The 25183-nt window shown below is 62.9% G+C and carries 26 protein-coding genes and 1 rRNA gene; 13 read left to right on the top strand and 14 right to left on the bottom strand.

Translation table 11 applies throughout. From position 1 onward, the window contains the following. Positions 1 to 83: 83 nt before the first annotated feature. Positions 84 to 199: ribosomal RNA gene (gene rrf / locus ACZ9A3_RS17370) — 5S ribosomal RNA — on the top strand. Positions 200 to 527: 328 nt separating this feature from the next. Beyond that, positions 528 to 1520, top strand: a complete 993-nt coding sequence (locus ACZ9A3_RS17365) for an asparaginase (RefSeq protein ID WP_258594608.1) — start codon at positions 528 to 530, stop codon at positions 1518 to 1520. A 53-nt stretch (positions 1521 to 1573) separates the two neighbouring features. On the opposite strand, the gene ACZ9A3_RS17360 is transcribed toward ACZ9A3_RS17365, so the two are convergent. Both ACZ9A3_RS17360 and ACZ9A3_RS17355 read right to left on the bottom strand, forming a co-directional pair. Continuing rightward, positions 1574 to 1876, bottom strand: a complete 303-nt coding sequence (locus ACZ9A3_RS17360; protein WP_045195772.1) for a hypothetical protein — start codon at positions 1874 to 1876, stop codon at positions 1574 to 1576. A gap of 373 nt (positions 1877 to 2249) precedes the next feature. After that, the gene (locus ACZ9A3_RS17355) at positions 2250 to 2912 is read right to left on the bottom strand and encodes an NADPH-dependent F420 reductase (protein ID WP_476252946.1); all 663 of its coding nucleotides are present in this window, start codon (positions 2910 to 2912) and stop codon (positions 2250 to 2252) included. 99 nt (positions 2913 to 3011) lie between these two features. On the opposite strand from ACZ9A3_RS17355, the gene ACZ9A3_RS17350 reads away from it, so the two are divergent. Next, positions 3012 to 3908, top strand: a complete 897-nt coding sequence (locus tag ACZ9A3_RS17350) for a LysR family transcriptional regulator (protein ID WP_476252945.1) — start codon at positions 3012 to 3014, stop codon at positions 3906 to 3908. A gap of 62 nt (positions 3909 to 3970) precedes the next feature. Here ACZ9A3_RS17350 and ACZ9A3_RS17345 read toward each other — a convergent pair whose 3' ends face one another. Further along, entirely contained in the window at positions 3971 to 5218 is a 1248-nt protein-coding gene (locus tag ACZ9A3_RS17345) for a ribonucleotide-diphosphate reductase subunit beta (protein ID WP_045195614.1), read from the bottom strand. Positions 5219 to 5450: 232 nt separating this feature from the next. Further along, positions 5451 to 8339, bottom strand: coding sequence for a ribonucleoside-diphosphate reductase subunit alpha (locus tag ACZ9A3_RS17340; RefSeq protein WP_045195612.1), 2889 nt, complete (start codon positions 8337 to 8339; stop codon positions 5451 to 5453). Positions 8340 to 9107: 768 nt separating this feature from the next. Here ACZ9A3_RS17340 and ACZ9A3_RS17335 point away from each other — a divergent pair. From ACZ9A3_RS17335 to fhuF, 3 genes are read left to right on the top strand one after another with little or no spacing between them, the layout of a single operon-like run. Further along, the gene (locus tag ACZ9A3_RS17335; protein WP_045195610.1) at positions 9108 to 9830 is read left to right on the top strand and encodes a response regulator; all 723 of its coding nucleotides are present in this window, start codon (positions 9108 to 9110) and stop codon (positions 9828 to 9830) included. Next, positions 9827 to 11443, top strand: a complete 1617-nt coding sequence (locus tag ACZ9A3_RS17330; RefSeq protein WP_045195608.1) for an ATP-binding protein — start codon at positions 9827 to 9829, stop codon at positions 11441 to 11443. Before ACZ9A3_RS17335 ends, ACZ9A3_RS17330 begins: the two co-directional genes overlap by 4 nt. Continuing rightward, complete coding sequence (gene fhuF / locus ACZ9A3_RS17325; protein ID WP_213604364.1) at positions 11440 to 11976, top strand: siderophore-iron reductase FhuF; 537 nt, start codon at positions 11440 to 11442, stop codon at positions 11974 to 11976. Before ACZ9A3_RS17330 ends, fhuF begins: the two co-directional genes overlap by 4 nt. Positions 11977 to 11979: 3 nt before the next feature. Here the strand turns inward: fhuF and ACZ9A3_RS17320 are convergent, their stop codons facing one another. Next, positions 11980 to 12681: a 4'-phosphopantetheinyl transferase family protein gene (locus tag ACZ9A3_RS17320; protein WP_093380256.1), complete on the bottom strand. Its 702-nt coding sequence runs from the start codon at positions 12679 to 12681 to the stop codon at positions 11980 to 11982. A 117-nt stretch (positions 12682 to 12798) separates the two neighbouring features. Then, the gene (locus tag ACZ9A3_RS17315) at positions 12799 to 13596 is read right to left on the bottom strand and encodes a dienelactone hydrolase family protein (protein ID WP_093380259.1); all 798 of its coding nucleotides are present in this window, start codon (positions 13594 to 13596) and stop codon (positions 12799 to 12801) included. 142 nt (positions 13597 to 13738) lie between these two features. On the opposite strand from ACZ9A3_RS17315, the gene ACZ9A3_RS17310 reads away from it, so the two are divergent. The 4 genes from ACZ9A3_RS17310 to ACZ9A3_RS17295 all read left to right on the top strand — a co-directional run bounded on the left by ACZ9A3_RS17310 (position 13739) and on the right by ACZ9A3_RS17295 (position 18079). Continuing rightward, positions 13739 to 14341 carry an outer membrane protein gene (locus ACZ9A3_RS17310; RefSeq protein WP_476252944.1) on the top strand — a complete coding sequence of 201 codons (603 nt, stop codon included), beginning with the start codon at positions 13739 to 13741 and terminating at the stop codon, positions 14339 to 14341. A 114-nt stretch (positions 14342 to 14455) separates the two neighbouring features. Further along, a complete protein-coding gene (locus tag ACZ9A3_RS17305; protein ID WP_045195602.1) occupies positions 14456 to 15133 on the top strand; it encodes a response regulator in 678 nt (225 codons plus the stop codon). Then, positions 15130 to 16485, top strand: a complete 1356-nt coding sequence (locus ACZ9A3_RS17300; RefSeq protein WP_093380262.1) for an ATP-binding protein — start codon at positions 15130 to 15132, stop codon at positions 16483 to 16485. The genes ACZ9A3_RS17305 and ACZ9A3_RS17300 overlap by 4 nt, the downstream gene beginning before the upstream one ends. Before the next feature lie 271 nt (positions 16486 to 16756). Continuing rightward, positions 16757 to 18079 carry a dicarboxylate/amino acid:cation symporter gene (locus ACZ9A3_RS17295; protein ID WP_045195599.1) on the top strand — a complete coding sequence of 441 codons (1323 nt, stop codon included), beginning with the start codon at positions 16757 to 16759 and terminating at the stop codon, positions 18077 to 18079. Between the two features lie 124 nt (positions 18080 to 18203). Here ACZ9A3_RS17295 and ACZ9A3_RS17290 read toward each other — a convergent pair whose 3' ends face one another. Both ACZ9A3_RS17290 and ACZ9A3_RS17285 read right to left on the bottom strand, forming a co-directional pair. Beyond that, the gene (locus tag ACZ9A3_RS17290) at positions 18204 to 18698 is read right to left on the bottom strand and encodes a SprT family zinc-dependent metalloprotease (RefSeq protein WP_045195598.1); all 495 of its coding nucleotides are present in this window, start codon (positions 18696 to 18698) and stop codon (positions 18204 to 18206) included. A gap of 138 nt (positions 18699 to 18836) precedes the next feature. Further along, positions 18837 to 19436, bottom strand: a complete 600-nt coding sequence (locus ACZ9A3_RS17285; RefSeq protein ID WP_476252943.1) for a Yip1 family protein — start codon at positions 19434 to 19436, stop codon at positions 18837 to 18839. A gap of 267 nt (positions 19437 to 19703) precedes the next feature. Between ACZ9A3_RS17285 and ttcA the strand changes: the two genes are divergently transcribed. Then, positions 19704 to 20528, top strand: coding sequence for a tRNA 2-thiocytidine(32) synthetase TtcA (ttcA, locus tag ACZ9A3_RS17280; protein ID WP_038993896.1), 825 nt, complete (start codon positions 19704 to 19706; stop codon positions 20526 to 20528). Positions 20529 to 20533: 5 nt separating this feature from the next. Continuing rightward, entirely contained in the window at positions 20534 to 21205 is a 672-nt protein-coding gene (locus ACZ9A3_RS17275; protein ID WP_213603470.1) for a DNA-3-methyladenine glycosylase I, read from the top strand. A gap of 97 nt (positions 21206 to 21302) precedes the next feature. Here the strand turns inward: ACZ9A3_RS17275 and ACZ9A3_RS17270 are convergent, their stop codons facing one another. Genes ACZ9A3_RS17270 through arsC form a run of 3 tightly spaced genes read right to left on the bottom strand, consistent with a single transcriptional unit; the run spans position 21303 to position 22667 of the window. Further along, positions 21303 to 21719 (bottom strand): DUF2069 domain-containing protein, encoded by a 417-nt coding sequence (locus ACZ9A3_RS17270; RefSeq protein ID WP_093380269.1) that lies wholly within the window; start codon positions 21717 to 21719, stop codon positions 21303 to 21305. Further along, complete coding sequence (gene wrbA / locus ACZ9A3_RS17265; protein ID WP_093380271.1) at positions 21712 to 22317, bottom strand: NAD(P)H:quinone oxidoreductase; 606 nt, start codon at positions 22315 to 22317, stop codon at positions 21712 to 21714. Before wrbA ends, ACZ9A3_RS17270 begins: the two co-directional genes overlap by 8 nt. Further along, entirely contained in the window at positions 22314 to 22667 is a 354-nt protein-coding gene (arsC, locus tag ACZ9A3_RS17260) for an arsenate reductase (glutaredoxin) (RefSeq protein ID WP_093380273.1), read from the bottom strand. Before arsC ends, wrbA begins: the two co-directional genes overlap by 4 nt. Before the next feature lie 86 nt (positions 22668 to 22753). Between arsC and ACZ9A3_RS17255 the strand changes: the two genes are divergently transcribed. Continuing rightward, a complete protein-coding gene (locus tag ACZ9A3_RS17255) occupies positions 22754 to 23218 on the top strand; it encodes a TlpA family protein disulfide reductase (RefSeq protein ID WP_093380276.1) in 465 nt (154 codons plus the stop codon). A 95-nt stretch (positions 23219 to 23313) separates the two neighbouring features. Here ACZ9A3_RS17255 and ACZ9A3_RS17250 read toward each other — a convergent pair whose 3' ends face one another. From ACZ9A3_RS17250 to ACZ9A3_RS17240, 3 genes are read right to left on the bottom strand one after another with little or no spacing between them, the layout of a single operon-like run. Continuing rightward, on the bottom strand, positions 23314 to 23718 hold the full coding sequence (locus tag ACZ9A3_RS17250; RefSeq protein ID WP_371128638.1) for an META domain-containing protein: 405 nt from the start codon (positions 23716 to 23718) through the stop codon (positions 23314 to 23316). Further along, entirely contained in the window at positions 23715 to 24152 is a 438-nt protein-coding gene (locus tag ACZ9A3_RS17245) for a hypothetical protein (RefSeq protein ID WP_045195583.1), read from the bottom strand. Before ACZ9A3_RS17245 ends, ACZ9A3_RS17250 begins: the two co-directional genes overlap by 4 nt. 31 nt (positions 24153 to 24183) lie before the next feature. Then, positions 24184 to 25173 (bottom strand): 2-hydroxyacid dehydrogenase, encoded by a 990-nt coding sequence (locus ACZ9A3_RS17240; protein ID WP_258715619.1) that lies wholly within the window; start codon positions 25171 to 25173, stop codon positions 24184 to 24186. Positions 25174 to 25183 lie beyond the last annotated feature (10 nt).

The raw sequence follows: 25183 nt of genomic DNA, 5'->3' as shown, positions 1-25183 counted from the left end.
GCACAGCCGAAGATTTGTAACTCACAAACATCACATACCCGATTCGCTGGAGTGTCTAACAAGACCTTCTGGCAACAGAATTTCTTGACGACCATAGAGCATTGGAACCACCTGATCCCATCCCGAACTCAGCAGTGAAACGATGCATCGCCGATGGTAGTGTGGGGTTTCCCCATGTGAGAGTAGGTCATCGTCAAGATTAAATTCCGAAACCCCTATCTGCATATGCAGGTAGGGGTTTTGTCTTTCTGGCGATTCAACTGCTAGTTGCGATCCCTGTGGGCGCCGGCCTTGCCGGCGATGCAGGCAACGCCTGATTAGCTGGAAACACCCGCTAGCATGATTGCCCTTTCCCCAACCCAAGACCATTCCCGCCCCAGCTTCAGACCCGCCTGACTGTCTTATCTAACCGAGTGTCCGCTTAACTGGCGTCCCTCCATAACGATAAGAAGGCCAACGCCCATGTCTGCAAATGCTGCCCCGATCAGTCTCTCTCGCTCCTGCCATCTGGTTACAGGAGCTGGCGTATGACCCTGCCCAAACTCGCCATAGGAACCCTGGGCGGTACCCTGAGCATGCTCCAGTCAGCGGCAGGCGAAGGTGTCACGCCGGGCCTGGACAGCTTGCAGATGCTCGCCGACGCGCCCGGGCTTGCAGATCTTGCGCACATCTCGGCGAAAACCCTGCAGCTGTTACCCAGTGCCTCGTTGTCGTTCATTCAACTGATCGATGTCCTGTACTGGGCCAAGGTCCAGGTGGAAGAGGGCGCCCACGCCGTGGTGCTGAGCCAGGGCACTGACACCCTGGAGGAGGTAGCGTACTTTCTCGAACTGCTCTGGCCCTTCGATGCGCCCCTGATCCTCACCGGTGCCATGCGTGCCGCCAGCGAGCCCGGCGCTGACGGCCCTGCCAATCTGCTGGCAGCGGTGCGGGTGGCGCTGGATGCGCAGAGCCGCGGTCGTGGTGCGTTGGTAGTGATCAATGATCAGATCCATGCCGCGGCCCATGTGCGTAAAACCGAGAGCCTGGCCATGGCGGCTTTCAGCTCACCGCACTTCGGCTGCGAAGGCCTCCTGATAGAGGGGCGTGTCTGTTACCTGAAACCCGCCCGGCCGCGTCAGCCGTTACCCGAACCCTGGCGCCTGGATCAGCGTGTGGTGCTGCTGGAGGCTTATTTTGCCGCCGATACCCTGCTGCTCGAGCAAGTCGCCGGGCTTGGTTATGAAGGGCTGGTGATCGCCGGGTTCGGCGCCGGGCATGTGTCGGCAGCCTGGGCCAAGTGCTTGGGTTACATCACCACCCGGATGCCGGTGATTATTGCCTCGCGAACCGGTTCGGGGCCTACGGCAAATCACACCTATGGCTTCGACGGCGGCGAAATGGACCTGCAACGCAAAGGCGCACTGATGGCGGGTTTCTTGTGTCCGCGTAAATGCCGGGTACTGCTGTGGGTGCTGATCGGCTGCGGGATGGATGACGAGCTGGAGCACTGGCTGGCCGGGTATCGTCAGCCGCGATGAGGGGAAGGTCACGTGGGGCCGCGTGTCGGCCCCACGTGTCTTCGCAGGGGCCCTTAGACGAAGCGCTGAGGTGCTACGCCGCGCGGCAGGCGGCTGCTGCCAGGCAGGGCGCTCAGGCGTGCACGCCAGTTGGCCTTGAAGCAGAACGTGCTCGGGGCAGGGCTGGCCTTGGCCATGCGTTGTTTACGCAGCTCTGCCAGGGACGGGGTGGATTTCTTGGCCGACGCAGGCGACTCCGTCTTGACCAGGGACCGCTGACACGATTTGCAGGAAACCTGGTCAGGGGTGGAGGTGCTGGTGAGGTTATTACCGGCGCGACCGCAAGCGACTGCGTCGCCGCTGGTTGAGTAGTGCATTACCAAGCTGTACATCTCCAAACATATGAACAAAAGCCCCCTATTTTCGCACAGGTTGGCGGCGGATGCGGCGCCATCGTCAACGCGATGCTGGAGGCTTGAGTCAGAAGGTTGAAGAACGGCGTTGTTTACAGGGGAGAAATGGTACCGAGTGCGCCAATCGCAATGGCCAGCGCCAGAAAACCCACGACGAAGATTGCAAGCTTACCCATGGAGCGCTCCAGATGAAGGTTTTGCGGTGCAGCGCCAGGCTGCAGTCGCGAAATGCGCCCGGTAGAGCGGGGCGCAAGACTATTTTCGCTCTGGCGCTGTTACCGAAACAGATTCAGATGGCGCGGCAAAATGCGGATCAGATCAACTGGAGTGCTGTTGTTCAACGTCGCCAGGCACCTTCAGGCACTTCAACCTCCCGCTCGGCTTGCGCCAGGGCGCGCTTCAAGTCCTCGGCATCAAAAGGTATGCAATAAGCCGGTTTGGCCCGTTCGAACCGCCAGCTTTCATCCAGGCCCCCGGCATCGACCGCGTCGTAACCCAGGTCGTCGAGCAGCCTGCTCACCACCGATTTCGCTTCATCATCATCGCTGGCAACAGGCAGGGCGCGCCGATCTGCTGCGCCGTTACCACGGGCGTCTTTCTCCAAATCCTGGGCAAGAATTGCATTGAATACCTTCACTACCCGCGAACCCGGCAGATGCTCGGCAAGCAGGCGACTGGTAGTGGTTTCGAAACGGTCCAGCGCAGGAAACAGACCATCGCGGTCCGGGTAGTAGTTGTTGGCGTCCATGACGATTTTGCCCTGCAGCCACTGCGCGGGCACGCTGAGGTAGTGCGCGAAGGGAATTGCCAGCAGTACCACGTCAGCAAACCGTGCAGCTTCTTCTGCACTGCCCACTTCGCAGCCGAGAATGCCGCTGCGCACGCTGCTCATGGTCTGCGCCCCCCGTGAGTTGCTGAGCATCACCTTATGCCCGGCGGCCAGCGCCAGCTGCGCCACTGCCCGACCGATAAAACCTGCCCCGATTATGCCAATGCGCATGTCCTTGCTCCGTTGCGTGATAGGAGCGTTTATGATGATTGGCAACCAGTAGTAGATAAATTACCAAGCTGGATCGAGTGTCGTTACCAGGAGTGTTGAATGATGGATCGCCTGACCAGCATGGGCGCCTTTGTAATGGCCGCTGAAGAGGGGTCCTACGCCAGTGCGGCGCAGCGTCTGGGCATGTCGCCGCAGATGGTGGCCAAGCATGTAGCCGCCCTGGAGCATCGCCTGGGCGCGCGCCTGCTCAACCGTACAACTCGACGGCAAAGCCTGACCGAGCTTGGCAGCGCCTACTACGAGCGCTGCAAGCATATCCTCAGCGAGGCGCAGGCGGCCGATTCCCTGGCGCAGATCATGAATGATACGCCGCGGGGCAAACTGAAGGTCAGTGCGCCAGTTACCTTTGGCTCCTACAGCCTGATGCCAATGGTTACCGACTTTCTACGCCAGTACCCGCAGGTCGAAATTGACCTGCACCTGACCGACCGTTTCGTCGACCTGGTCGAGGAGGGCTTCGAAGTGGCATTTCGCATCGGCCCCCTGGGCACTTCCAGCCTCACCGCCAGGCCCCTGGCACCTTACCGCCTGGTGACCTGCGCTTCACCGCGCTACCTGACCGCCCACGGTATCCCAGGAACGCCAGCCGATCTCGAACAGCACGACTGCCTGGGCTACGCCTACTGGTCGCGCCCAGCCGACCGTGAATGGCAATTCGTCCAGGGCGATACGCTGCACAAGGTGCAGGTCACCAGCCGTTTGCAGGTCAACGAGAGCAGGGCGCTGATGTCAGCGGCGCTGGATGGCTTCGGCATTGTGCTGGGGCCGGAAGACTTTCTGCGCCCGGCGCTGCAAAGTGGCGAGCTGGTGCGGGTGCTGGCGGACTACCAGCCGCCGAGCCGGCAGATGCATTTGCTCTATACGGCAAGCCGTCAGCGCACGGCCAAGCTTCGGTGCTTTGTCGAGACTGTACTTGGGCGTTTCGCTGAGGCTTGAGCAGGACAAATAAAAAAGGCCGCCTAGCGGCAGCCTTTTGTTGTCGAACATGAACGTGGAAATCAATCCCAGCTCAACGCCCCACCAGTCTGATACTCGATAACCCGAGTCTCGAAGAAGTTCTTCTCTTTCTTCAAGTCCATGATCTCGCTCATCCATGGGAACGGGTTGGTGGTACCTGGGTACTCTTCCTTCAGGCCGATCTGCGACAGGCGACGGTTGGCGATGAACTTGAGGTAGTCCTCCATCATCGCTGCGTTCATGCCCAGCACGCCGCGCGGCATGGTGTCGCGGGCGTATTCGATTTCCAGCTGGGTGCCCTGCAGAATCATCTGCGAGGCTTCTTCCTTCATTTCGGCATCCCACAGGTGCGGGTTTTCGATCTTGATCTGGTTGATCACGTCGATACCGAAGTTCAGGTGCATGGACTCGTCACGCAGGATGTACTGGAACTGTTCGGCAACGCCAGTCATCTTGTTGCGACGACCCATGGACAGGATCTGGGTGAAGCCGCAGTAGAAGAAGATGCCTTCCAGGACGCAGTAGTAGGCGATCAGGTTGCGCAGCAGCTCTTTGTCGGTCTCGACGGTGCCGGTGTTGAACTCAGGGTCGGAGATCGCGCGGGTGTAGCTCAGGCCCCAGGCGGCTTTTTTAGCGACCGACGGGATCTCGTGGTACATGTTGAAGATCTCGCCTTCATCCATGCCCAGCGACTCGATGCAGTACTGGTAGGCGTGGGTATGGATCGCCTCTTCGAAGGCCTGGCGCAGGATGTACTGGCGGCACTCGGGGTTGGTGATCAGGCGGTACACGGCCAGGGCCAGGTTGTTGGCAACCAGGGAGTCGGCGGTGGAGAAGAAGCCCAGGTTGCGCATGACGATGCGACGCTCGTCGTCGGTCAGGCCTTCCGGGTTTTTCCACAGGGCGATGTCCGCGGTCATGTTGACCTCTTGCGGCATCCAGTGGTTGGCGCAGCCGTCCAGGTACTTCTGCCAGGCCCAGTCGTATTTGAACGGTACCAGCTGGTTGAGGTCGGCGCGGCAGTTGATCATGCGCTTTTCGTCAACCGCGACGCGGGCAGCAGAACCTTCCAGCTCAGCCAGGCCTTCGGCGATGTCGAGTTTGTCCAGGGCCGCCTTGGCGCGTTTGACCGCTTCGGAGTCGTCGGCAGTCACGGCGCGCGCTTCCAGGGCAGCCACACCGCCAGCGTTATCGAGCTTGTCGATGCCTGCGGCAGCAGCTTGAGTGGCGGTAGTGCCTTTTGCGGCTTCTTCGCCTTCGTCTTTATCGAATTCGTCCCAGCTCAGCATGGTGGGTCTCCTGCTTGAGGGCCATATCAGTATGGCCGGTGGATCTTGGTTGCGGTGCTTGCGGTTGGGTACTGCGGTGCACGCAAAAACTTGGAATGCTTCCCCGGGCTGAGGCCCTCGGGGGAGGTCGGGGTGGCCCCGACCTTGTTGTTCGGCGCTTTGGAAAGGGGGCGGCAGGGCCGGCCCTTTCGCGGGTCAAGCCCGCTCCTACAGGGAGCGGGCCTTCAGGCGCTTATTGGCAGGCTTCGCAATCCGGCTCGTCGATCGCGCAGGCCTTTGGTACCGGAGCAGGGCCGGCTGGCGCTGCCTGTACCGGGGCGCTGTCGCCACCGCTGGAGACGGCGTTGAGCTTGCCGGTGTTGATGGTCGACTTCTCGGTGCTGGTCGCGGCCAGGGCACGGAGGTAGTAGGTGGTTTTCAGGCCACGGTACCAGGCCATGCGGTAGGTCACGTCGAGCTTCTTGCCCGAAGCGCCGGCGATGTACAGGTTCAGCGACTGGGCCTGGTCGATCCACTTCTGGCGACGGGAGGCGGCATCGACGATCCACTTGGTTTCCACTTCGAAGGCGGTCGCGTAGAGGTCTTTGAGCTCTTGCGGAATGCGCTCGATCTGCTGCACCGAACCGTCGTAGTACTTCAGGTCGTTGATCATGACCGAGTCCCACAGGCCGCGGGCCTTGAGGTCGCGAACCAGGTACGGGTTGATCACGGTGAATTCGCCCGAGAGGTTCGATTTCACGTACAGGTTCTGGTAGGTCGGCTCGATGGACTGCGATACGCCGGTGATGTTGGCGATGGTCGCGGTCGGCGCGATGGCCATGATGTTCGAGTTACGAATACCTTTTTGTACACGGGCACGTACCGGTGCCCAGTCCAGGGTTTCGTTCAGGTCGACGTCGATGTACTTCTGGCCACGGGCTTCGATCAGGATCTGTTGCGAATCCAGCGGCAGGATGCCTTTGGACCACAGCGAGCCCTGGAAGGTCTCGTAGGCGCCACGCTCGTCGGCCAGGTCGCAGGACGCCTGGATGGCGAAGTAGCTGACCGCTTCCATCGACTTGTCGGCGAACTCGACGGCAGCGTCGGAGCCGTAAGGGATGTGCTGCAGGTACAGCGCGTCCTGGAAGCCCATGATGCCCAGGCCGACCGGACGGTGCTTGAAGTTCGAGTTACGCGCTTGCGGCACCGAGTAGTAGTTGATGTCGATCACGTTGTCGAGCATGCGCACGGCGGTGTTGACGGTGCGCTGCAGCTTGGTGGTGTCCAGCTTGCCATCGACAATGTGGTTCGGCAGGTTGATCGAGCCCAGGTTGCAGACCGCGATCTCGTCCTTGTTGGTGTTCAGGGTGATCTCGGTGCACAGGTTCGAGCTGTGCACCACGCCCACGTGCTGCTGCGGCGAACGCAGGTTGCACGGGTCCTTGAAGGTCAGCCATGGGTGGCCGGTCTCGAACAGCATCGAGAGCATCTTGCGCCACAGGTCTTTGGCCTGGATGGTCTTGAACACCTTGATCTTGTTGTACTCGGTCAGGGCTTCGTAGTACTCGTAGCGCTCTTCGAAGGCCTTGCCGGTCAGGTCGTGCAGGTCTGGCACTTCCGATGGCGAGAACAGGGTCCACTTGCCGTCATCGAAGACGCGCTTCATGAACAGGTCAGGGATCCAGTTGGCGGTGTTCATGTCGTGGGTACGACGACGGTCATCACCGGTGTTCTTGCGCAGCTCGATGAATTCTTCGATGTCCAGGTGCCAGGTTTCCAGGTAGGCACAGACAGCGCCCTTGCGCTTGCCACCCTGGTTAACGGCGACGGCGGTGTCGTTGACCACTTTCAGGAACGGCACGACGCCCTGGGATTTACCGTTGGTGCCCTTGATGTAGGAGCCCAGTGCACGCACAGGGGTCCAGTCGTTGCCCAGGCCACCGGCGAATTTCGACAGCATGGCGTTGTCGTGGATCGCGTGGTAGATGCCCGACAGGTCGTCCGGCACGGTGGTCAGGTAGCAGCTCGACAGCTGCGGGCGCAGGGTACCGGCGTTGAACAGGGTCGGGGTCGAGGCCATGTAGTCGAAGGACGACAACAGGTTGTAGAACTCGATGGCACGGGCTTCTTTGTCTTTCTCTTCCAGCGCCAGGCCCATGGCCACGCGCATGAAGAACACCTGAGGCAGCTCGAAGCGTACGCCATCCTTGTGGATGAAGTAGCGGTCGTACAGGGTCTGCAGGCCCAGGTAGGTGAATTGCTGGTCGCGCTCGTGGTTGATCGCCTTGCCCAGTTTTTCCAGGTCGAAGTCGGCCAGGGCAGGGTTGAGCAGTTCGAACTCGACACCCTTGGCGATGTAGGCAGGCAGGGCCTTGGCGTACAGCTCGGCCATTTCGTGGTGGGTGGCGCTCTCGGCGACTTCGAGGAAGCCCAGGCCTTCGGCGCGCAGGGTGTCCATCAGCAGGCGGGCGGTCACGAACGAGTAGTTCGGCTCGCGCTCGACCAGGGTACGGGCGGTCATCACCAGGGCGGTGTTGACGTCGGTGAGGGCCACGCCGTCGTAGAGGTTCTTCAGGGTTTCGCGCTGGATCAGGTCGCCATCGACTTCGGCCAGGCCTTCGCAGGCTTCGCTGATGATGGTGTTCAGGCGGTTCATGTCCAGTGGCGCCAGGCTGCCGTCGGCGCGGGTGATGCGGATGCTTGGGTGCGGCTGCACGCCGGCGTCTTCGGCGTGGCCACGGGTGGCACGCTCCTTGGCACGCTGGTCGCGGTAGATCACGTAGTCACGGGCGACTTTCTGTTCGCCGGCACGCATCAGGGCCAGTTCGACCTGGTCCTGGATTTCTTCGATGTGGATGGTGCCGCCCGAAGGCATGCGACGCTTGAAGGTCGCGGTGACTTGTTCGGTCAGGCGGGCAACGGTGTCGTGGATGCGCGACGAGGCGGCGGCGGTGCCGCCTTCAACTGCGAGGAACGCTTTGGTGATGGCCACGGTGATCTTGTCATCGGTGTAGGCGACGACAGTGCCGTTACGCTTGATCACGCGCAGTTGGCCCGGAGCGGTGGCAGCCAGATCCTGGTTCGAATCAGCGGCCTGCGGCGCCAAAGCCTGCGGGTTCTCGCGAGTTGTGTCGGTTTGCATGGGTGTCTCCACGTTCTCTAAGTATGTTTAGGCGCTTTGTGAGCGCCAACCGTTCCGTCCGAAAGCCCAACAACCGACCTTGAGGGCGCGCAGGAACGAGCGTTCCGGCATGCCGCACAGGTCGGGCATACTCACTTCGGGACAGTTCAGGAATTAGGGCAAATGCTTGCCGCTCCCTGGCCGAAGTCAAAGGTCTTGAATCTACGACTCAAAACTGTTGCTGTCGGGTGTGCCGATGGCTTGCAACACCCGTACCCGAAACAACACCCTCCAAGGGTTTGCAACGGAAGCCTGCGCAGGAGCGGTTTGGCTGCTGATCTCTTCTAAAGTTCCAGCAAAAAATCTAGCCGTTGAGGGCTTGAGTTCTCTGCTTGACTTGTGCTTGGGATTTTCAGGAAACCCCAAGATGTAGTGTTTTGTTTCGCTTGGGATACAAGATAATGCGGTCTTGGGGGTAATGCAAGGTCGCGGTCTGTGGATAACTTGTGCGTATTTTGTGAGTGATTTCACTCAACCCCTTGTAGGCCGCGTCTTAGCGCGCAATGACCGCCCGTCACCGATTTTTTCGCGGGGCAAAGGGTCGCAGGCGGATTTTGCGGGCGCGAACCCTATCACAAAAAATCGGCTTGTCCGAGCGCCTTGCCCACTGGTTTTTTACTGCGGGTAACGGCGGTTGGCAGGCGCCGGTACCCGACGTAGTATCCGGGGCCAATGTTGCCTTTTGGTGATCTGGGCACTCTTTATAACAACAAGCTGTTGAGGTGAGCCGTGGAGCAGAGCAGTCGGGTATTGATCGTCGAGGATGACCAGCGGCTGGCTGACCTGACCCGTGAATACCTGCAGGCCAATGGCTTTGTCGTGGACGTGGAGGGCGATGGCGCCCGGGCGGCGGCGCGAATCATCGCCGAGCAGCCCGACCTGGTGATCCTCGACCTGATGCTGCCTGGCGAGGACGGCCTGAGTATCTGCCGCAAGGTGCGCAAGCAGTACCCCGGGCCGATCCTGATGCTCACCGCGCGCAGCGACGACCTCGACCAGGTCCAGGGCCTGGACCTGGGCGCCGACGACTACGTGTGCAAACCGGTGCGCCCGCGCTTGCTGCTGGCGCGTATCAACGCCCTGCTGCGGCGCAGCGAGGCTGCGGCCGAGCCGCAAGTACCGCAAGCTTTGCAGTTCGGCCCGTTGCGGGTCGATAACACCTTGCGCGAGGCCTGGCTGTACGACAGCGGCATCGAACTGACCAGCGCCGAGTTCGACCTTTTATGGCTGCTGGTAAGCAACGCCGGGCGCACCTTGTCGCGCGAGGAGATCTTCACCTCCCTGCGCGGCGTCGGCTATGACGGCCAGGACCGCTCCATTGATGTGCGTATTTCGCGCATCCGCCCGAAAATAGGCGACGACCCGGAGCACCCACGGATGATCAAGACCATCCGCAGCAAAGGCTACCTGTTCGTTCGTGAAGCGGCCCAAGCCATGGGCCAGGTGCCATGAACTCGATCTTTTTGCGCATCTATGGCGGCATGCTCGCCGCCCTGGTGCTGGTGGCGGTGCTTGGCGTGCTCAGCCTGCACCTGCTCAACGAGGTGCGCGCCGGCCAGTACCGCGAACGCCTGGCCCACGGCACCTTTACCCTGATGGCTGACAACCTGGCGCCGCTGGATGCTGTCGAGCGCAAGCGCGCGCTGTTGATCTGGGAGCGCCTGCTGGGGATTCCCCTGGAGTTGCAGGCGCTGAGCAGTACTGCGCTGGACGGTAGCCAGCGCAGCGGCTTGCAGCGTGGGCAGGTACTGGTCGAGAAGACCGGCCCGCACGCGGCCAAGGTGCTGCGCCAGGTCGGTGATCAGGATTTGCTGCTGGTCGGTGAGGTGCAGCAGATCAGCGAGCAACTGGCCCGCGCCACTATTTATCTGCTCGCCGATGAACTGGTGCGCTACCCGGTGGCCGAGCAGCCCCAGCGCCTGGCCGCCCTCAAGCAGAGCAAGGGTTTTGGCTTCGACCTGCGCCTGCAGCGGGTCAATCAGACCGACATGGACGAAGACCAGCGCCGGCGCATCGATGAAGGCGACACGGTGATGGCCCTGGGCAAGGACGGTGACTCGATCCGCGTGTTCGCCGGCCTGGTCGGCACGCCCTGGGTACTGGAAATCGGCCCGCTGTACCAGATGAACCCCTATCCGCCGCAGTTGCTGGTACTGATTGCGGTGCTGGGCCTGTGCCTGATCGGCCTGATCGTCTACCTGTTGGTGCGCCAGCTGGAGCGGCGCCTGTCGGGGCTTGAGGCCGCGGCAACGCTGATCGCCCAGGGCAGCCTGGAAACCCGCGTGGCGGCCGACGACGCCGACTCGGTCGGGCGCCTGGCCGCAGCGTTCAATGGCATGGCCGAACACCTGCAGCGCTCGCTGACCATCCAGCGCGAGCTGGTGCGGGCGGTGTCTCACGAGCTGCGCACGCCGGTTGCGCGCTTGCGCTTTGGCCTGGAGATGATCGCCAGCGCCAGTAATGACCAGGCCCGGGACAAGTACCTGACTGGCATGGACGGCGATATCCAGGACCTCGACAAGCTGGTCGATGAGATGCTCACCTACGCGCGCCTGGAGCAGGGCGCGCCGGCCCTGCATTTCCAGCGCGTCGACCTGGATGCCTTGCTCGACCAGGTGATCGCCGAGCTGGCGCCGCTGCGCCGCGAGGTGCGGGTGCTGCGCGGTCCCTGCCAGGGCGGCGAAAAGGGTCCGGACGGGCAGGGGCCGTGGGTCGAGGCCGAGCCGCGCTACCTGCACCGGGCGCTGCAGAACTTGGTCAGCAATGCCATGCGCCACGCCGAATCACAGGTCAGCCTCAGCTATCAGCTGGGCCTGCAACGGTGCCGGATCGATGTCGAGGACGATGGCCCCGGCGTGCCGGAAAGCGTCTGGGAGCGCATCTTCACCCCCTTTACCCGCCTCGACGACAGCCGCACGCGTGCCTCTGGCGGGCATGGCCTGGGCTTGTCTATCGTGCGGAGGATCATTTACTGGCATGGCGGGCGGGCGTCTGTGGGGCGCAGCGAGCGCCTGGGCGGCGCCTGCTTCAGCCTCAACTGGCCGCGCAACCAGGACGGCGCATGAGTTCGCCGATCACCCTGCAGGCGTTGCTCGACGAAACCCGCTTCGATGCCTTGCTGCTGGCATTGTATGGCCCCGAACTGATGCCAGCGCAGCGGCCGGTGCTGGTCTCGCAGTGGTCCAAGTACTATTTCGCGCTGCTCTGGCGGACGTTGCGCGAGGGTGCAAGCCTGGCGGCTTTCAGCCAGACATCGCTGCTGCTGGATGAGCGCGGCTTGCCGCTTGCGCTGATCGCCGACGGCGCCCCCTGCCAGGACTTGCTGGCTGAGCATCTGCAACCGCTGGTTGCGCGCCTGGCCGAGCGGGGCGCGCTGGCAACGGCGGTGTTGTGGGGCAATGCCGGTGATTGCCTGGATCAACTGCTGCAAGGCAGTGGCGACAGCTCAGGCTTGCAGGTGCTGCTGTCAACGCCCGGCAGCCCTTTGTATGCCGCCGTCAGCCAGGATGCTCGAGGACGGCGTCGGCGCCGCACCTGCTGCCTGAGTTACAAGGTCAACTGGGTCGGGCATTGCGAACATTGCCCGTTGCTGCCCTGAAACTCAGACGCTGATCAGGCTCAACAGCTGGTCATCCTGCAGGCAGAACTGCCCCTCAAGCTCCCGGCCGTGGTGCCAGTGCGCCGACAGGTCGGTCAGCAGGCGCAGGCGCGCATGGCCGTCTGCGGACCACTCCAGCACTTCGGCATGCTCGAAATAGAAGCGCTGCTTGACGATCGGGTAGAGCGCCTTGAACAGGCTTTCTTTCAGCGAGAAGGTCAGGGTCACGGTCAGGCCCACCTGGCCGGGGTCCATACGCTGCAGTTCGGCGTCGGTAAGAATCTCCCGGGCCAGGCGTTCGGCGCGCTCGTCGCTGAGCAGGCATTCCTGGTCCAGGCCCAGGCCCTGGCAATCGCTGCTGCGCGCCACCACGGCGGCGGCCCAGCCTTTGCCGTGGGTGATCGAGCCGCAGATGCCGGCCGGCCAGATCGGCGCGCGGTCTTCATCGGTGCCGGGGACATAGTCGCGGCCATCGAGCTGCATCAAGGCGGCGCGGGCACACACCCGGCCGGCCAGGTACTCGGCCTGGCGCTTGGCCACCGAGCGTTGCAGGCTGGCGGTTTGCTCGATACCGGCGCGAGCGAAGTCGTCGCTGGCAAGCAGGGCGGGGTCGAACGGGCAACTGACCAGGATCGCGCCGGGGACCGGACGCGGCAGGGGCCAGTGGTGCAGGAGCGGGGCGCAGCAGGTGGGCAGTCGGTTCATGGCCGGTATTGTGCCGTGGCTGCTGCCAACGTGTCACGGTATAGGCGCGGGCTTGCCTCGCGCTAGCGGCGTGTCTGTCACACCGCTAGCGCGGGGCAAGCCCGCTCCTGCCGGGGGTCAACCTTTAGTGAAGATCTTCTTGAAGAACGCCTGCAAGTCCGCCCACGAGCTTTCATCCGCCGCCTTGTTGTAGCCAATATCCGGCCCGCCATGCTCGCCATGGCTGAGGCGGTCGGCATCGGGGTTGGTAAAGCCGTGCTTGGCCCCGGGAATGCTGACGAACTCATAGGTCGCCCCGGCTGCGTCCATTTCTTCCTTGAATTTCTCCACCTGCTCCGCGGTCACCATGCTGTCGCTGGCGCCATGCTCTACCAGCACTTTGGCCTTGACGCTGCCCGCTGTCGCCGGCGTGTTGGTGACCAGCGCACCATGGAAGCTGGCCACCCCGGCCAGCGCTTCACCACGGCGCGCGGCGTCGAGCACCACCTTGCCGCCGAAACAGTAGCCGATGGCGGCGATCTGCTCTTTATCGGTCTGTGGCTGAAGCTTGAGCAGTTCAACCCCGGCATCGAAGCGCTCGGCTGCCGCGCTCGGGTCTTTCAGCGCGGCAGCCATGAACGCCTGGGCATCGGCCGGGTGCTCGGTGTGCTTGCCGTCGCCATACATGTCGATGGCCAGGGCGCTGTAGCCAAGCCCGGCAAGGTCGCGGGCGCGGCGCTTGGCATAGTCGTTGAGCCCCCACCATTCATGCACCACCACCACGCCCGGGCGTTTGCCCTCGGCGGCGTCGTCGTAGGCGTAATAGCCGACCAGGCGCTTGCCATCGGCATCCTGGTAGGGAATCTCACGGGTTTGCACCGCCGCCTGGGCCAGGCTGGCGGCACCGATCAGGGCCAGAGCGAGCAGACAACGCATGGTCGTACTCCTTGATTGCAGTCGGTTTTGCTCTCAGTGCAGCTGTTCAGCCGAGGTTCAGCCAGGGTTCAGCGGCGGTTCAGGAGGGCTTGCTTACTCTAGCTTCCACACCAACACAGTGCATCACCTGGAGTACCACACGATGAAAAAGCTCAACACCCTGCTGCTCACCGTTGCTTTCCTTGGCGCCAGCGCCGCCGCCCAGGCCGCTGACACCACCTTCGCCGGCGTCACTTATGGTCAGACCAGCGACAAGATGAAAAAGTCCGGCCTGTTGACCCGCAACACCGATCACCTGAACACCGACGGCATCATCAGCAAGAACAGCACCTACGGCATCCGCGTCGGCCAGATGAACGACCAGGGCCGCTACTACCTGACCTACGACAACGTCTCCAACGACCACAGCGGCCTGAAAGTACGCCAGGAAAACCTCCTGGGCAGCTACGACATGTTCTACCCGCTGGGCAACACCACCAAGCTGTTCGGTGGCGCCAGCGCCGGCCTGACCAAGATGAGCATGGAATCCTCCGGCTACAGCCGCGACACCGACACCGGTTACGCCATCGGCCTGCAGGCCGGCGTACTGCAGCAAGTCAGCGACAATGCTTCGGTTGAACTGGGCTACCGTTACCTGCGCAGCAACGCCAGCACCGAGCTGTCCGAGCATGACGGTCCGAAAGTCGGCAGCCTGCGCCTGAACAGCAGCGCCCAGACCTACCTGTCGGCCAACTACGCGTTCTAAGTCGCCTGGCGATGTCCGAACCGGCCTGCATGCGCACGGCCGGTTCGCTGTTATTCTGCATTCGTCTACAAAATTGACTGGCCAATGAAGGCCGGCACGGGTCTGGAGGAGCGTATGAAACTGCTGGTGGTCGAGGATGAGGCACTCTTGCGTCATCACTTGTACAGCCGCTTGACGGAAAGCGGGCATGTGGTCGAAGCGGTGGCCGATGCCGAGGAGGCCCTGTACCAGGCCGAGCAGTTCAACCATGACCTGGCGGTGATCGACCTGGGCCTGCCGGGCATGAGCGGGCTCGACCTGATCCGCCAATTGCGTTCCCAGGGCAAGAGTTTCCCGATCCTGATCCTCACCGCCCGTGGCAACTGGCAGGACAAGGTCGAAGGCCTGGCCGCCGGCGCCGACGACTATGTGGTCAAACCCTTTCAGTTCGAAGAACTCGAAGCCCGTCTCAACGCCTTGCTGCGCCGCTCCAGCGGCTTTACCCAGTCGACCATTGCCGCCGGTCCCCTGGTGCTCGACCTCAATCGCAAGCAGGCCACCCTCGACGAACAACCCCTGGCGCTGACTGCCTATGAATACCGCATCCTCGAGTACCTGATGCGTCATCACCAGCAGGTGGTGGCCAAGGACCGCCTGATGGAGCAGCTGTACCCGGACGATGACGAGCGCGACCCGAATGTCATAGAGGTGCTGGTCGGCCGCCTGCGGCGCAAGCTTGAGGGCAGCAACGGCTTCAAGCCGATCGATACCGTGCGCGGCCTGGGTTATCTGTTCACCGAGCGTTGCCGATGATCCGTTCGTTACGTCTGCGCTTGATGCTGGCGGCTGCGGTGCTGGCGCTGCTGTTCATGCTCGGCTTGCTGCCGGCCTTGCAGAAGGCCTTCAGCCTGGCCTTGCAGGAATCGATCGAGCAGCGCCTGGCCTCGGACGTCACTACCTTGATTTCCGCCGCGCGCATCGAGAAAGGCAACCTGCAGATGCCGGTGCTGTTACCCGACGAGAAATTCAACCTGCCCGACAGCCGCCTGCTCGGCTACATCTACGACCGCCAGGGCAACCTGGTGTGGCGCTCACGGGCCACGGCGGATGAGAACATCAACTACACCCCGCGCTACGACGGGCGCGGCAACGAGTTTGCGCGGATTCGCCAGGACAACGGCGAGGAGTTCTTCGTCTACGACGTCGAGGTCAAGCTGCTTGGCGGCAAGACCGCCGCCTTCAGCATCGTCGCCCTGCAACCGGTGCGTGAATACCAGCACACCCTCGACGGCCTGCGCGAAAAACTCTACCTGGGCTTTGGCGCGGCGTTGCTGGCGTTGCTGGTGCTGCTCTGGGCCGGCCTGACCTGGGGCCTGCGTTCGCTGCGGCAGATGAGCCGCGAGCTTGATGATGTCGAATCCGGTGCCCGCGAAGGCCTGAGCGGTGAGCACCCGCGGGAGTTGCTGCGCCTGACCGATTCGCTCAACCGCCTGCTGCGCAGCGAACGCGAGCAGCGCCGGCGCTATCGGGATTCGCTCGGGGACCTGGCCCACAGCCTGAAAACCCCGTTGACCGTGCTCCAGGGCGTCAGTGAGAGCATGGCCCAGCGCCGCGAAGACCGTGAGCAGGCGCGGGTGCTGCAAAGCCAGATCGAGCGCATGAGCCAGCAGATCGACTACCAGTTGCAGCGCGCCAGCCTGCGCAAGAGCGGCCTGGTGCGCCACCAGGTGCAGTTGCGACCATTGCTCGACAGCCTGTGCAGCACCCTGGCCAAGGTCTACCGCGACAAACATGTGCACATCAGCGTGGACGTGCCGGCCAACGCCATGGTGCCTATGGAGCAGGGCGCCTTGCTCGAGCTGCTCGGCAACCTGCTGGAGAACGCCTACCGCCTGTGCCTGGGCCAGGTTCGCATCAGCCTGCAGGCCAATGAGGCACAGGTGGTGCTGTGCATCGAGGACGACGGCCCGGGCGTGCCGCCCGACCAGCGCGAACGCATCCTCCAGCGTGGCGAGCGCCTCGACCGGCAGAACCCGGGGCAGGGCATTGGCCTGGCGGTGGTCAAGGACATCATCGAAAGCTACGACGCCACCCTGACCCTCGATGACTCGCCGCTGGGCGGTGCGGCCTTTCGCATCCGTTTTGAGCTGGAGCGAAATACCTAGGCGGATTACCGCCATCATTGTCACAAACCTTTGCATGGCGTGCGGAAATCCGCCAACCCCAGCCCCTCGACCTGCAACCTCTTTGTGCATCGCAGCCCCGTAAAACCGGGGCTTGCACCGTTAAAGCGCATTTTGGCATCGGGCTTGCTATGGACTCATCAGAGTTCTGCCAGGCAGCTCGACACAACAAATCCCTCCAGTGCAGGAGGGTTCGCGCTTTAGGTACCCCGCATCCTGGGAAGGATGAGCCGGTACCCTTGAGGAATTAGCCATGACGACGCGTCAGCCACTGTACAAATCGCTGTATATCCAGGTGTTAGTAGCGATCACCATCGGTATCCTGCTGGGCCATTACTACCCTGAAACCGGCGTGGCCCTGAAGCCACTGGGTGACGGGTTCGTCAAACTGATCAAAATGGTCATTGCTCCGATCATCTTCTGTACCGTGGTCAGCGGCATCGCCGGCATGCAGAACATGAAGTCGGTCGGCAAGACCGGTGGCTACGCGCTGCTCTACTTCGAAATCGTCTCGACCATCGCCCTGATCATCGGCCTGGTGGTGGTCAACGTGGTCAAGCCGGGCGCCGGCATGCACATCGATGTCAGCACCCTCAACGCCAGCAGCGTGGCCGCTTACGCCGCCGCCGGCGCGCAGCAGACCACCGTCGGCTTCCTGCTCAACATCATCCCCAACACCGTGGTCGGCGCCTTCGCCAACGGCGACATCCTGCAAGTGCTGATGTTCTCGGTGATCTTCGGCTTCGCCCTGCATCGCCTGGGTGCCTATGGCAAGCCGTTGCTGGACCTGATCGACCGCTTCGCCCATGTCATGTTCAACATCATCAACATGATCATGAAGCTGGCGCCGGTCGGTGCATTCGGTGCCATGGCCTTCACCATCGGCCAGTACGGCGTCGGTTCGCTGGTGCAACTGGGCCAGCTGATGATCTGCTTCTACGTCACCTGCGTGCTGTTCATCCTGGTGGTGCTCGGCGGTATCGCCCGCGCCCACGGTTTCAGCATCCTCAAGCTGATCCGCTACATCCGTGAAGAGCTGATGATCGTCCTCGGTACCTCCTCCTCGGAGTCGGCGCTGCCACGCATGCTGACCAAGATGGAGCGTCTGGGCGCGAAGAAATCCGTGGTTGGCCTGGTGATCCCGACCGGCTACTCGTTCAACCTCGACGGCACCTCGATCTACCTGACCATGGCCGCGGTGTTTATCGCCCAGGCCACCGACACCACCATGGACATCACCCACCAGATCACCCTGCTGCTGGTGCTGCTGGTGGCTTCCAAAGGTGCTGCCGGCGTTACCGGTAGTGGCTTCATCGTCCTCGCCGCAACCCTGTCGGCCGTTGGCCACCTGCCGGTTGCCGGCCTGGCGCTGATCCTTGGCATCGACCGCTTCATGTCCGAAGCCCGCGCCCTGACCAACCTGATCGGCAACGCTGTGGCCACCGTGGTCGTGGCCAAGTGGGTCAAGGAACTGGACGAAGACAAGCTGCACGCCGAGCTGGCGTCCGGCGGCTCGCCGCTGACCGACACCCGCCCGATGGATGACCTCGGTGTGGCTGAAGGCCCTGCTCGCTAACCGGCAGGCGCTGTAATGCAAAAAGCCCATCTTTGGATGGGCTTTTTTGTGTCTGCGGGGGCTTCATCGTGGGGCAAGCCCGCTCCTGCAGATGGGGTGGGAGCGGGCTTGCCCCGCGATGCTTTTACTCCACCCGGGTCTCGCCGCTATACACCAGGGTATGGCGACAGCGCCGGCACAGGTAGCGCCGCCCCTGGCGCACCAGGCTGTGGCGTTGCGCCGAGAACGGGAAGTCGCTGCCGGCGCACGGGCAGCGGTAGATGTAGCGGGTGACCGTGCGGCGCTTGACCGCGTAGTTGTGGCAGCGGTGTGGCGGCAGCTCGTACACGCCGCGCATGATCAGCTGCCATTCCTCGCCATGGGGCTGGATACGCTCGCCAAACAGTTGGTGGGCCACCAGGTGGGCGACCTCGTGGGGTACGGTCTGCTTGAGGAAGTCTTCGCTGTTTTCGCGGTACAGCTGCAGGTTGAAGCGCAGCAGGTTCTCGTGCAGGTGCGCGACGCCGGCCTTCTGGCCGCGCAGCTTGAAGCTGACTTCGGGGCGCGGGAAGGGCCGTTTGAAAAAGGTTTCGGCTTGCTGGTAACAGGTTTCGACGCGGGATTTGAGCAGTTCGGGCATATCGGGGAACACTCCTGGCCGACAATTATGCCGCAACCGCGGCGGCGCTGCCGAGCCACCTGTCAGCGCACAGTATCAGGCCGCCTTGCGGCGGCCTGATGGTGAGTGCACCTATGTTGCTGTTTCTAATAATGCAGGTCAGTTGGTGTAGACGGGCCCCACGCCCAGTCCCCAGACAATCACGGTGAAGGCCATGATGGCGACCAGCACCACCAGCCCTACCGCCAGTACCGAACTCGAGAACAGAAAGCCCTCATCGGAAGGAATGATCATGAAGGTCGGCAGGCCGACATACAGCAGGTACACCGTGTAGCACACCGCTGCGGTGCCGACGATCATGCCCAGCCACAGGTGCGGGTACAGCGCCGCCAGGCCGCCGACGAACAGGGGCGTCGCGGTGTAGGTGGCAAAGGCGATGCAGCGCGCCAGGCTTGGGTTGGCATCGTAGGTGCGGGCCATCCAGTGGATGAACGCGCCCATCACCGCCACGCCGCCGAGCATGGCCAGGTAGGACATGATGGTCATCCACAGCGCGCTTTCCTGGGTCAGCATGACCGGCGCGCGATCACCGATGACCCAGCCGACCTGGGTGGTGCCGATAAACGCCGAAACCGCCGGGATCGCGGCGAGGATCAGCGTGTGGGTCAGGTACATGTGGCTTATGCTTTCTTCTTCACCGCGTATTTCTTTCCATTCCTGATCGGGATGGGTAAATAGCCCAACAACGTGATGGATCATGCCGGTCACTCCTTTCGTTGTTGCCATCGCCCCCCAGCGGAGCGCTTGCGGCCCCAAGTCTGGGCCAGAGGTTGGAGGTCACCTTTGTGTGGCCTTATGTCGCAGTATAGGAAGGCGTTCGCCGCATAAAGCCGGCTTTTTAGAGCAAATCGCGCTGTCAGGGCCGTGCTTAATCACGATGCAGTCTTTATCGGATTGGCCTACGCCCACTGGCGGTTTAAGGGTAAAATGCTCGGCTTTTGTCACACCTCGCGGATTCCAAGCGCTATGGGCACCCTTTCGGTCAACCAGAACAAACTGCAAAAACGCCTGCGTCGTCTCGCCGGCGAAGCCATCACCGACTTCAACATGATCGAAGACGGTGACAAGGTCATGGTCTGCCTGTCCGGCGGCAAAGACAGCTACACCATGCTCGATGTTCTGCTGCACCTGCAGAAAGTGGCGCCGATCAAGTTCGACATCGTCGCGGTGAACATGGACCAGAAGCAGCCGGGCTTTCCCGAGCACGTGCTGCCGGCCTACCTCGAGGCGCTCGGTGTCGAGTACCACATCGTCGAGAAAGACACCTACTCGGTGGTCAAGGAACTGATCCCGGAGGGCAAGACCACCTGCTCGCTGTGCTCGCGCCTGCGCCGTGGCACCCTGTACACCTTCGCCGACGAAATCGGCGCGACCAAGATGGCCCTGGGGCATCACCGCGACGACATCGTCGAGACCTTCTTCCTCAACATGTTCTTCAACGGCACCCTCAAGGCCATGCCGCCCAAGCTGCGTGCCGACGACGGGCGCAACGTGGTAATCCGCCCGCTGGCCTACTGCAGCGAGAAGGACATCCAGGCCTACTCGGACATGAAGGAATTCCCGATCATCCCGTGCAACCTCTGCGGCTCCCAGGAAAACCTGCAGCGCCAGGTGGTCAAGGACATGCTGGTGGAGTGGGAGCGCAAGACCCCGGGGCGTACCGAGAACATCTTCCGTGGCCTGCAGAACGTGGTGCCGTCGCAGCTGGCTGACCGTAACCTGTTCGACTTCACCAGCCTGAAGATCGACGAAACCGCCACCCCGCGCTTTGTCGACGTGCTGAACATCTGACGGCCATGCGCGATTACCAATGGCTGCATGAGTATTGCCTGAACCGCTTCGGCTCGGCCGCCGCCCTCGAAGCGCACCTGCCCCAGGCGAAAAGCCCCGGGCAGTTGCGTGAGATCGGCGCCGACCGCTACCTGTCGACCCTGGCCCTGCGGGTGTTTCGCGCCGGCTTGAAGCACAGCCTGGTGGACGCCAAGTGGCCGGCCTTCGAGCAGGTGTTTTTCGGCTTCGACCCGCAAAAGGTCGTGCTGATGGGTGCCGAGCACCTGGAGCGGCTGATGCAGGACACGCGCATCATCCGCCACCTGGGCAAGCTCAAGAGCGTGCCGCGCAATGCGCAGATGATCCTCGACATCGAGAAGCAGCACGGCAGCTTTGGCGCGTTCATTGCCGACTGGCCGGTGACCGACATCGTCGGTCTGTGGAAGTACCTGGCCAAGCATGGCAACCAGCTGGGCGGGCTGTCGGCGCCGCGTTTCTTGCGCATGTGCGGCAAGGACACCTTCATCCCCACCAATGACATGGCCGCGGCGCTGATCGCCCAGGACATCATCGACAAGCCGCCGACCAGCCAGCGCGACCTGGCCCTGGTGCAGGAAGCCTTCAACCAGTGGCATGCGCAGAGCGGGCGGCCGCTGTGCCAGCTGTCGGTGATGCTGGCGCACACCGTCAATCACTGAAATCGCTGGTGCCGCCATCGCTGGCAAGCCAACTCCCGCAAAACCCTGTGGGAGCGGCGGTGCGGCGACCCGACTTGCCCCGCGATGAACTCACCGCCTAGTGCGAACCTTCTCCGGCCAACCGCCGCTCATACTGAAAGCGCCAGCGCACATACAGCAAGGCACTGACGAACAGCGCCAGGCTGATCGCCACTTCCAGCCAGCCGAACAGCGCCCGCGCCGGGTCGAAGGCGGCGAGCACGCCCTTGATGAAGTACAGATTGACCACAAAGCAGGTCCAGGCATGGGCGCGGGCGTTGCCCAGCAGCATGCCTGGCAGCAGCAGGGCCAGCGGCACCAGCTCGATCGCCAGGATCACCCCGACCCGCGCACCATGAAGGTCGGCGAACAGCAGGTTGTTCAGGGTCAGCAGGGCGACCAGGCCGAAAAAGCTCGCCAGGCTCAGCGCCCGGGTCAGGCGCAGGCGCGGCGCCAGCCATTCGAGCGACGGCAATACCTTGGGCTTTTTAGCCACGGCCGTTCTCCAGTAGTTTGGCGGTAGACGCCAGACGCTGGCCCAGGGCGCGGCACAGGGCGATTTCGTCGGCATCCAGGTCGCGCTTGCCGTCGGCGCCAGCATGGTGGCTGGCGCCATAAGGCGTACCGCCGCCCCGGGTTTCCAGCAATGCCGACTCGCTGTAGGGCAGGCCCATGATCAGCATGCCGTGGTGCATCAGCGGCAATAGCATCGACAGCAGGGTCGATTCCTGGCCGCCGTGCAGGCTGGCGGTGGAGGTGAACGCCGCCGCTGGCTTGCCGACCAGGCCGCCGCTCAGCCACAGGCTGCTGGTGCCGTCGATGAAGTACTTGAGCGGTGCGGCCATGTTGCCAAAGCGCGTCGGGCTGCCCAGGGCCAGGCCCGAGCAGTGGCGCAGGTCGTCGAGGCTGGCATACAGGGCGCCGGTGTCGGGGATGTCCGGGGCGACGGCTTCGCACTCGGTGGAAATCGCCGGTACCGTGCGGATACGTGCCTCAAGGCCGGCCATCTCGACGCCGCGGGCAATCTGCCGGGCCATCTCGCTGGTCGAGCCGTGGCGGCTGTAGAACAGGATCAGGATATATGGCGCGCTCACGGCAGGATCTCCAGCACCTTCTCTGGTGGCCGGCCGATCGCGGCTTTATCGCCGGCAATCAGGATCGGCCGCTCGATCAGCTTCGGGTGCTGGACCATGGCCTCGATCAACTGCGCCTCGCTGAGGCTGGCATCGGCCAGGTTGAGCGTCTTGTATTCGTCTTCACCGCTGCGCAGAAGCTGGCGGGCACTGATGCCAAGCTTGCCGAGCAGGGCCTTGAGCTCGCCGGCCGTCGGCGGGGTTTCCAGGTAGCGCACCACGGTCGGGGCCAGGCCGCGGGCTTCGAGCAGCTCCAGGGCGCCACGGGATTTGGAGCAGCGCGGATTGTGATAGAGGGTCAGGTCAGTCATGTTCGGGTCGCATCCAGCAGGGTGTGGCGGCTATTCTAACCGCAGCGACTTCGCATTTTGCTTGAATCTTCGAGAAGGATTGACCCATGACAAGGCGTTTGGCAGCAGCACTGGCCATCACCGCGAGCCTGTTGCTCGGCGGTTGCGGTGCAGATTACGGCCTGGACCAGCACGGCCAGGCAGTGAAAGCCGAGCAGATTGAAGGGCACTGGCTGGTGCTCAACTACTGGGCGGAATGGTGCGGCCCGTGCCGTATCGAAATTCCCGAACTCAACGCCGCGGCCAAGCAATGGCAGGGGCAGGGCGTGCAGGTAGTGGGGGTGAACTTCGACGGCCTGCAGGGTGAAGACCTGAAAAAGGCCAGCGAAGCCCTGGGTATCGGCTTCACCGTACTGGCCAGCGACCCGGCCGAGCGTTACCAATTGCCGCGCAGCGAAGCCTTGCCGGTGACCTACATCATCGATGACAAGGGCAAGGTGCGTGAGCAGTTGCTGGGCGAGCAGACGCTTGAGGGCCTGAACCAGAAGATCAAGGCGCTCAAAGGCGCCTGACGGCTCAAGCTACAAGCTACAAGCTGCAAGAAAGAGCCAGAGCGCGCACAGTCTGCTCTTACTTGCGGCTTGAAGCTTGTGGCTTGCCGCTTAAGTCACCCCTCCTCAGGCCAGAAACGCAGCGGCTTGCCCTCGGCGGGCCAGAAGCGCACTTGCTCGATCGGCGAGATATCCCAGCGCTGCACGGTTTCCAGCGCCTGCAGGAAGCGTCTTTCCTGCTCCATCAGCGCCGGTGCACACAGCTTGCGGGTACTGCCGACCTTGCCGAAGCTCAGCTTGTCGCCGTCCAGCTGGTACGGCGCGAACCAGTGGTTGCAGCCGCCGTTGCCATAGGCGCGGCCGTCGGCGGCGAGGGTCAGGGTCAGGTGGCTGTAGTCCATCAGCGGACGCTCGCCAATCCATTCCAGCAGGTAGCTGCGTTCCTGTTCCAGCTTCATCGGCTCGGCGGCGCAACCCAGCAGGGCAGTGCCGATCAGGGCTGAGAGCAACAGCGTTTTCACTGGGCCGTCTCCTTGCATTTCGGGCACAGGTGTTTGTCGCCGCGGCTGATCCAGCCAAGCTCGGCGATGCGTGCGCTGGCGGCCGGTTGCTGGGCTTTTTTACCCAGTTTGGCGTCGACCGCGAATTCGAAGCTCAGGGCGGCCTGGCAGCTGTCGCAGTTGACCTCCCAGGTGTGGATCGCCAGTTCGCCGAACACCGGGCCGCTGGCTACCGCGACCCATTGGCCGGTCGGGTTGATCAAGTGGCGCACCGACTCCACGGTCAGGCGCATGGACAAGTCCTTGCTGCCCTTGAGGGTCACCAGCAGAACGTCGTTCTTCTGGATCGAGCCGCCGTTGCCGGTCACTTGATAGCGACCTGGCACCAGGGCGCGGCACTCGATCAGGGTGTGTTGCGGGTTAAACAGGGTGTAGCGGAAATCGTGTTCGACCATGGGTCCTCCAAATCTGCCGCGTATCCTAGCATCAACCCTCGACCAAGTTCTGCGGATTGCCTGCCGCCCAGCGGCTTATGTTGTCCAGGGTGGTGGCGGCGATGGCCGCCAGCGCTTCACGGGTGAGGAAGGCCTGGTGGGCGGTGACGATGACATTGGGGAAAGTCAGCAGCCGCGCCAGCACGTCGTCCTGCAAGGGCAGGTCGGAGCGGTCTTCGAAGAACAGCTGGGCTTCCTCTTCATAGACATCCAGGCCCAGGTAGCCGAGCTGGCCGCTTTTCAGTGCCTCGATCAGCGCCGGCGTGTCGACCAGGGCGCCGCGGCCGGTATTGATCAGCATGGCCCCGGGTTGCAGGTCGGCCAGGCTCTGGGCGTTGATCAAGTGGCGGGTGTCGTCGGTCAGCGGGCAGTGCAGGCTGATGACCTGGGCCTGGCGCAGCAGCTGCGGCAGGCTCAGGTAGCGCGCACCGAGCGCCAGCAGTTCGGGGTTGGGGTAGGGGTCGTAGGCCAGCAACTGGCAACCGAAACCGGCCATGATCCGCGCAAAGGCCGCGCCGATCTGCCCGGTACCGACCACGCCGACGGTCTTGCCGTGCAGGTCGAAGCCGGTCAGGCCGTGCAAGGTGAAGTCGCCTTCGCGGGTGCGGTTGTAGGCCCGGTGCAGGCGCCGGTTGAGCGCCAGGATCAGCGCCACCGCATGCTCGGCCACGGCATGTGGTGAGTAGGCCGGCACCCGTACCACGGCCAGGCCCAGGCGTTTGGCGGCGGCCAGGTCGACGTGGTTGTAGCCGGCCGAGCGCAGGGCGATCAGGCGCGTGCCAGCGGCCGCCAGGCGCTCCAGTACCGCAGCGCCAAGGTCGTCATTGATGAAGGCGCAGACCACTTCGTGGCCGGCCGCCAGCGGCGCGGTGTCTTCGGTAAGGCGCGCCGGTTGAAAGTGCAGCTCAACCTCCGGCGCCGGTGAAGCGCTGGTGAAGCTGTCCTGGTCGTAGGTCTGGCTGCTGAAAAACAATACGCGCATGGGATGTTCC

Source organism: Pseudomonas sp. TE4620 (genome assembly GCF_056279045.1).
This window is presented reverse-complemented; position numbering and strand designations above follow the sequence as displayed.

What these genes read in the sequence shown, in the direction of transcription:
- ACZ9A3_RS17365 (WP_258594608.1), top strand. Translation starts at nt 528, where the DNA reads ATGACCCTGCCCAAACTCGCCATAGGAACCCTGGGCGGTACCCTGAGC.
- ACZ9A3_RS17360 (WP_045195772.1), bottom strand. Translation starts at nt 1,876, where the DNA reads ATGCACTACTCAACCAGCGGCGACGCAGTCGCTTGCGGTCGCGCCGGT.
- ACZ9A3_RS17355 (WP_476252946.1), bottom strand. Translation starts at nt 2,912, where the DNA reads ATGCGCATTGGCATAATCGGGGCAGGTTTTATCGGTCGGGCAGTGGCG.
- ACZ9A3_RS17350 (WP_476252945.1), top strand. Translation starts at nt 3,012, where the DNA reads ATGATGGATCGCCTGACCAGCATGGGCGCCTTTGTAATGGCCGCTGAA.
- ACZ9A3_RS17345 (WP_045195614.1), bottom strand. Translation starts at nt 5,218, where the DNA reads ATGCTGAGCTGGGACGAATTCGATAAAGACGAAGGCGAAGAAGCCGCA.
- ACZ9A3_RS17340 (WP_045195612.1), bottom strand. Translation starts at nt 8,339, where the DNA reads ATGCAAACCGACACAACTCGCGAGAACCCGCAGGCTTTGGCGCCGCAG.
- ACZ9A3_RS17330 (WP_045195608.1), top strand. Translation starts at nt 9,827, where the DNA reads ATGAACTCGATCTTTTTGCGCATCTATGGCGGCATGCTCGCCGCCCTG.
- fhuF (WP_213604364.1), top strand. Translation starts at nt 11,440, where the DNA reads ATGAGTTCGCCGATCACCCTGCAGGCGTTGCTCGACGAAACCCGCTTC.
- ACZ9A3_RS17320 (WP_093380256.1), bottom strand. Translation starts at nt 12,681, where the DNA reads ATGAACCGACTGCCCACCTGCTGCGCCCCGCTCCTGCACCACTGGCCC.
- ACZ9A3_RS17315 (WP_093380259.1), bottom strand. Translation starts at nt 13,596, where the DNA reads ATGCGTTGTCTGCTCGCTCTGGCCCTGATCGGTGCCGCCAGCCTGGCC.
- ACZ9A3_RS17310 (WP_476252944.1), top strand. Translation starts at nt 13,739, where the DNA reads ATGAAAAAGCTCAACACCCTGCTGCTCACCGTTGCTTTCCTTGGCGCC.
- ACZ9A3_RS17305 (WP_045195602.1), top strand. Translation starts at nt 14,456, where the DNA reads ATGAAACTGCTGGTGGTCGAGGATGAGGCACTCTTGCGTCATCACTTG.
- ACZ9A3_RS17300 (WP_093380262.1), top strand. Translation starts at nt 15,130, where the DNA reads ATGATCCGTTCGTTACGTCTGCGCTTGATGCTGGCGGCTGCGGTGCTG.
- ACZ9A3_RS17295 (WP_045195599.1), top strand. Translation starts at nt 16,757, where the DNA reads ATGACGACGCGTCAGCCACTGTACAAATCGCTGTATATCCAGGTGTTA.
- ACZ9A3_RS17290 (WP_045195598.1), bottom strand. Translation starts at nt 18,698, where the DNA reads ATGCCCGAACTGCTCAAATCCCGCGTCGAAACCTGTTACCAGCAAGCC.
- ACZ9A3_RS17285 (WP_476252943.1), bottom strand. Translation starts at nt 19,436, where the DNA reads ATGATCCATCACGTTGTTGGGCTATTTACCCATCCCGATCAGGAATGG.
- ttcA (WP_038993896.1), top strand. Translation starts at nt 19,704, where the DNA reads ATGGGCACCCTTTCGGTCAACCAGAACAAACTGCAAAAACGCCTGCGT.
- ACZ9A3_RS17275 (WP_213603470.1), top strand. Translation starts at nt 20,534, where the DNA reads ATGCGCGATTACCAATGGCTGCATGAGTATTGCCTGAACCGCTTCGGC.
- arsC (WP_093380273.1), bottom strand. Translation starts at nt 22,667, where the DNA reads ATGACTGACCTGACCCTCTATCACAATCCGCGCTGCTCCAAATCCCGT.
- ACZ9A3_RS17255 (WP_093380276.1), top strand. Translation starts at nt 22,754, where the DNA reads ATGACAAGGCGTTTGGCAGCAGCACTGGCCATCACCGCGAGCCTGTTG.
- ACZ9A3_RS17245 (WP_045195583.1), bottom strand. Translation starts at nt 24,152, where the DNA reads ATGGTCGAACACGATTTCCGCTACACCCTGTTTAACCCGCAACACACC.
- ACZ9A3_RS17240 (WP_258715619.1), bottom strand. Translation starts at nt 25,173, where the DNA reads ATGCGCGTATTGTTTTTCAGCAGCCAGACCTACGACCAGGACAGCTTC.